Here is a 4,391-nt window from a genome sequence, read left to right on the forward strand (position 1 = left end):
TGTCGCACCCACCATTTTGACCTATAAGTCTCATATTATCACCAAGGACAAGTACAAGGCACTTCATCCCAAAGGAACTGGGCTACCCTATGTGACAGCGATGAAAATGAAATGGATTGGGACGGAAATGCCACGTGTAATGGGTATCGCAGCCCTCGTCTCCATTCTCATTCTCCTACTGGTGACACGTTCATTTAGAGGGGTCGTCGTCCCTCTTCTCACCGCTATCAGCTCCATCATCGTGGTGTATGGGGTACTGGGATATGTTGGTATGACCATAGACAGCGGTATGGTAATGATCCCTATGTTGCTGGTCTTTGCCGTTTCCATTGCATACAATATTCACGTATACACCTATTTCAAGCGTAGGTTCCTCATTCATGGAATAAGGAAACAAGCCGTAGAGGAAACGGTAGGGGAAATGGGGTGGCCAGTGCTTTTCAGTGCACTCACCACTTTCGCTTCCTTGCTTTCATTCCTCGCCATTCCTATGCAGCCGATGCGTTTTATCGGAATAGCCTCCTCTTCGTGTGTGATGCTGTCATTTCTTTTCTCCATCACCTTGATGCCCATTCTCCTCAGTTTTGGCAAGGACGGAAAACCTCACCCCAAGGTGCAGGAGACTGGTGGAAGGTGGATGGATCAGAAGCTAGAAAGCTTAGGTAAGAGTGTACTCAGGCATGGCACTTTGATACTATGGCTCACTGGGATTATCTCTGTGGTTCTTATCTACCAATTCTCCAAAATAGAGACAGCTTTTGATGTAGAGCGAACGATGGGACGAAAGATTGATTACGTTAACAACCTATTGGAGGTGGGAGAAAGCGAACTTGGGTCTGTTTATACCTACGATGTAATGATCGACTTCCCGGAAGATGGATTGGCAAAGTCTCCAGCAATGCTACTGCAATTGGACTCCCTTGCACAGCATGCTGGTGGGTATAAGTTGACCAAACGAACGACCTCGGTATTGAATATACTCAAAGACCTAAATCAAACGCTCCATGACGGTAATCCTTCTTATTATACCATCCCCCACAACCCTGATGAGGTTGCACAGCTGTTGCTCCTTTACGAAAATGCGGGAGGTAGTGAAGCAGAGTATTGGATAGATTACGACTACCGCCGTCTTCGTCTGATGGTGGAGATGAATTCATACGATTCTGGGGAAACGGAGCGAGAGTTGAACGATATAATTGCTTACGCACAGAGGCTATTCCCCAATGCAGCGGTCACTACCGTTGGAAGTATTCCACAGTTTACCGTAATGATGCAGTATATCGCACGCGGGCAAATGGTTTCGTTCGCCATTTCTCTCCTTATTATAGGTATACTGATGATGATCGTTTTCGGCAGTGTACGCATAGGGCTTGTCGGTTTAATCCCCAATATCACACCGGCACTAGTCGTTGGCGGACTAATGGGGTGGCTGGGCTATCCATTGGATATGATGACGGCCACTATTATGCCGATGATCCTCGGCTTGGCTGTGGACGATACCATACACTTCATCAATCATAGTCATCTTGAGTTTGACCGTAAGGGCAATTATAGGAATGCGATCCTTCGTTCATTCCACACCATTGGTACTCCAATCGTCTTAACAAGCGTAGTAATCTGTGCCAATTTCGCTGTATACACCACATCAGAGGGACTCTCCTTTGTACATATGGGCATACTATCTGTGGCAGGGATCTTGTCGGCACTGCTTGCTGACCTCTTTGTGACGCCTATACTCATCCAGAAGTTCCGTCTGTTTGGCAAGGAGACGAACACTATTGAAAGACCAAAAGAACAAACAAACATAATTGAATCATAATGAGTAATACAAACAAACAAAAGAAGCCGTCGGTATTGAAGCGATCACTCCACTACGCAGGTAAGAAAAGGTATATGCTTCCGCTGGCGATGGTTTTCTCAGCCCTCTCGGGTGTTTTGGTACGGATGCAGAGTTGCAGGTGCAATCGGCTACCTACAGGAAGATGCTTGAAAAGTCAATAGGATAAAATCAACAACAAAATATCAATCATGATGAAAAGAATTATTTTAGCAAGTTTGGTGGTTTGGGCTTTTGCCGCCACTGCAATGGCTCAGACGGGCAGAGAGATTGCCCAAAAAGTAAAAGATCGTCCCGATGGCGATACCCGTCAATCGGAATTGGTCATGAAACTGATCAATAAGCGTGGGGCGGTACGCGAGCGGAAGCTTATCTCTTACTCCATAGACGTGGGAGCGGGGAAAAAAGACCGTAAGAGTATCATGTTCTTCCTATATCCCGGAGATGTAAAAGGGACAGGCTTTCTCACTTGGGATTACGACAATCCTAATAAAGACGATGACAGATGGCTCTACTTGCCCGCGATGAAGAAAACCCGCCGCATCAGTGGCTCTTCTGCCAAGCAGGATTACTTTATGGGCAGTGACTTCACCTATGATGATATGGGCAGTCGCAATGTAGACGAAGACTCCCACCAGTTGCTGGGCGAAGAGACTATTGGCGGACACAAGTGCTGGAAGCTGGAATACACGCCTAAAGACAAACGTGAGATCTACTCTAGAAAGGTGGCGTGGATTCGTCAAGACTGCCTTATCGCCGTTAAGGTGGAGTACTACGACAAGATGGGGAAGCTACACCGTCGCCTTGAATTGTCGGACATTGTGAAGATTTCTGGTTTTTGGATTGCAAAAAAACTGCATATGACCAATGTTCAGACTAATCATCAGACGATTCTTGAGTTTAAGGATCCTAAGTTCAATACCCCTATGAACGAGGCTCAATTCAGTGTAAGCACCTTGGAAAAAGGCCGATTCTAATGACAGATACAACTAGTCATTCAGCAAAATTCTTGTTGCTGTTTATTCTCTTCTTGCCCCTGCATATCGCATGGGGTCAAGAAGAGGTAGCTTCATCGTGGCAAGTCAAAGGATTTGTGGATACCTATCATGCCGTCCGCTCCGCAAAACCGAACAACTTTATGTCTTCGCGCACGAGAATAAGGGGAGAGATAGGTAAAAGTTTTGAAGGCTCTTCGCTTTTTGTCTCATTCAACGCAACTTACAATGCATTATTAAAAGAGCGTACAGGTTTTGAACTGCGGGAAGCGTATCTTGACCATAGAGATGACCATTGGGGCTTTCGCCTTGGGCGACAATTGGTCATTTGGGGGGCGGCAGACGGGGTGCGTATTACCGACTTGGTCTCTCCTATGGATATGACAGAGTTCTTGGCACAAGACTATGATGACATTCGGATGCCAGTCAATGCCCTACGCCTTTTCGTTTTTAACGATAAAATGAAATTGGAACTGCTTGCCGTGCCAACCTTTGAAGGGTATAAACTACCTACCGACGCAATAAATCCATGGTGCATTTTACCCAAAGATAGCCCTCTGCCTATTGCCTGGGAAGAAAATGGGAGCCACCCCAGTCTTCATTTTGCCAATATCGAGTATGGCGGAAAGCTATCTTTTACCTTGCCTGGAGTGGACTTTTCGCTCTCCGCATTGCATACGTGGAACAAGATGCCCGTGTTTACGTATCGCCCTACAGATACCCACATTGTCGTTTCTCCGCAATACTACCGAATGGGATTTTTCGGAGGAGACATATCCAAACCTCTAGGGCAACTGGTATTACGAGGAGAAGTAGCTTTCAATGTGGGGAAGCATTTCAGCTATAGACCTGATGCGTCTAATCAAGAACAAAAGGGATTCAACACTGTGAATTATCTCGTGGGTATCGATTGGTATGCTCCCAAAGATTGGTTGGTGATGGCACAGTTTTCCTCTGAAAGCATACTAAAGTACGAAGACCAGATTGCACAGCCGCATCACAATTCACTCCTTACGCTCAATGTGTCGAAAAAGCTGTTGGATAACACTCTACAACTCTCCAACTTCACCTATTTCGACCTCAATCATAAAGGTTGGTTTAGTCGATTTACTGCCGCCTACTCTCTGAATGACTTCATTCAGCTCTCTCTCGGGTATGATTGGTTTGGAGGCGATGAAGGTATGTTCAGCACGTACAAAAACAACTCAGAAGTATGGGCGAAGGCAAAATATAGCTTTTAATTGAATGTGACGAGCAAAGCAAACGATACCAGCTGCCTCAATTCCGCATAAAAGTTGATGCGGAATTGAGGATCGATCCCTGACCGGCACTCCGCTCCGAGGAATTGTATAAAGGCATAGCCCAGTCCGCCCGCAGCTCCTGCCCCCGGCTCACCACTGCGATCGTAGCCCAGGTGGTCCGCTGCTCGATATGCCAGCTCTCGCATCCTATCCTCAATCTCCGAGACCATCGCAGAGGTCGCGCCCTTCTGTGGAGCAAAGACGCAAGCCGCTCCACGTGGACCACAGAGTGGATTAGTGACATCACTCGCCAAGATG

The 4,391-nt window shown here is 46.7% G+C and carries 4 protein-coding genes; 3 read left to right on the plus strand and 1 reads right to left on the minus strand.

The genetic code is table 11. The features are described from left to right. The 3 genes from HMPREF2890_RS02340 to HMPREF2890_RS02350 form a co-directional block, all read left to right on the plus strand. On the plus strand, positions 1-1,819 hold a 1,819-nt coding region (locus HMPREF2890_RS02340), incomplete at its 5' end, for an efflux RND transporter permease subunit (protein WP_070464756.1). A gap of 209 nt (positions 1,820-2,028) precedes the next feature. Further along, a complete protein-coding gene (locus HMPREF2890_RS02345) occupies positions 2,029-2,814 on the plus strand; it encodes an outer membrane lipoprotein-sorting protein (RefSeq protein ID WP_018107858.1) in 786 nt (261 codons plus the stop codon). Beyond that, positions 2,814-4,073: a DUF1302 family protein gene (locus HMPREF2890_RS02350; RefSeq protein WP_070464759.1), complete on the plus strand. Its 1,260-nt coding sequence runs from the start codon at positions 2,814-2,816 to the stop codon at positions 4,071-4,073. The genes HMPREF2890_RS02345 and HMPREF2890_RS02350 overlap by 1 nt, the downstream gene beginning before the upstream one ends. Here the strand turns inward: HMPREF2890_RS02350 and HMPREF2890_RS08760 are convergent. Further along, a partial coding sequence (locus HMPREF2890_RS08760; RefSeq protein WP_246825258.1) for a glycerate kinase occupies positions 4,070-4,391 on the minus strand: 322 nt, incomplete at its 5' end. The two genes, HMPREF2890_RS02350 and HMPREF2890_RS08760, sit on opposite strands and share 4 nt — an antisense overlap.

It is taken from the genome of Porphyromonas sp. HMSC065F10, from assembly GCF_001808555.1.
Taxonomy (GTDB): Bacteria; Bacteroidota; Bacteroidia; order Bacteroidales; family Porphyromonadaceae; genus Porphyromonas_A.

Excerpts from the sequence above, each read along its gene's own strand:
- HMPREF2890_RS02345 (WP_018107858.1), top strand. The coding sequence starts at position 2,029 with ATGATGAAAAGAATTATTTTAGCAAGTTTGGTGGTTTGGGCTTTTGCC.
- HMPREF2890_RS02350 (WP_070464759.1), top strand. The coding sequence starts at position 2,814 with ATGACAGATACAACTAGTCATTCAGCAAAATTCTTGTTGCTGTTTATT.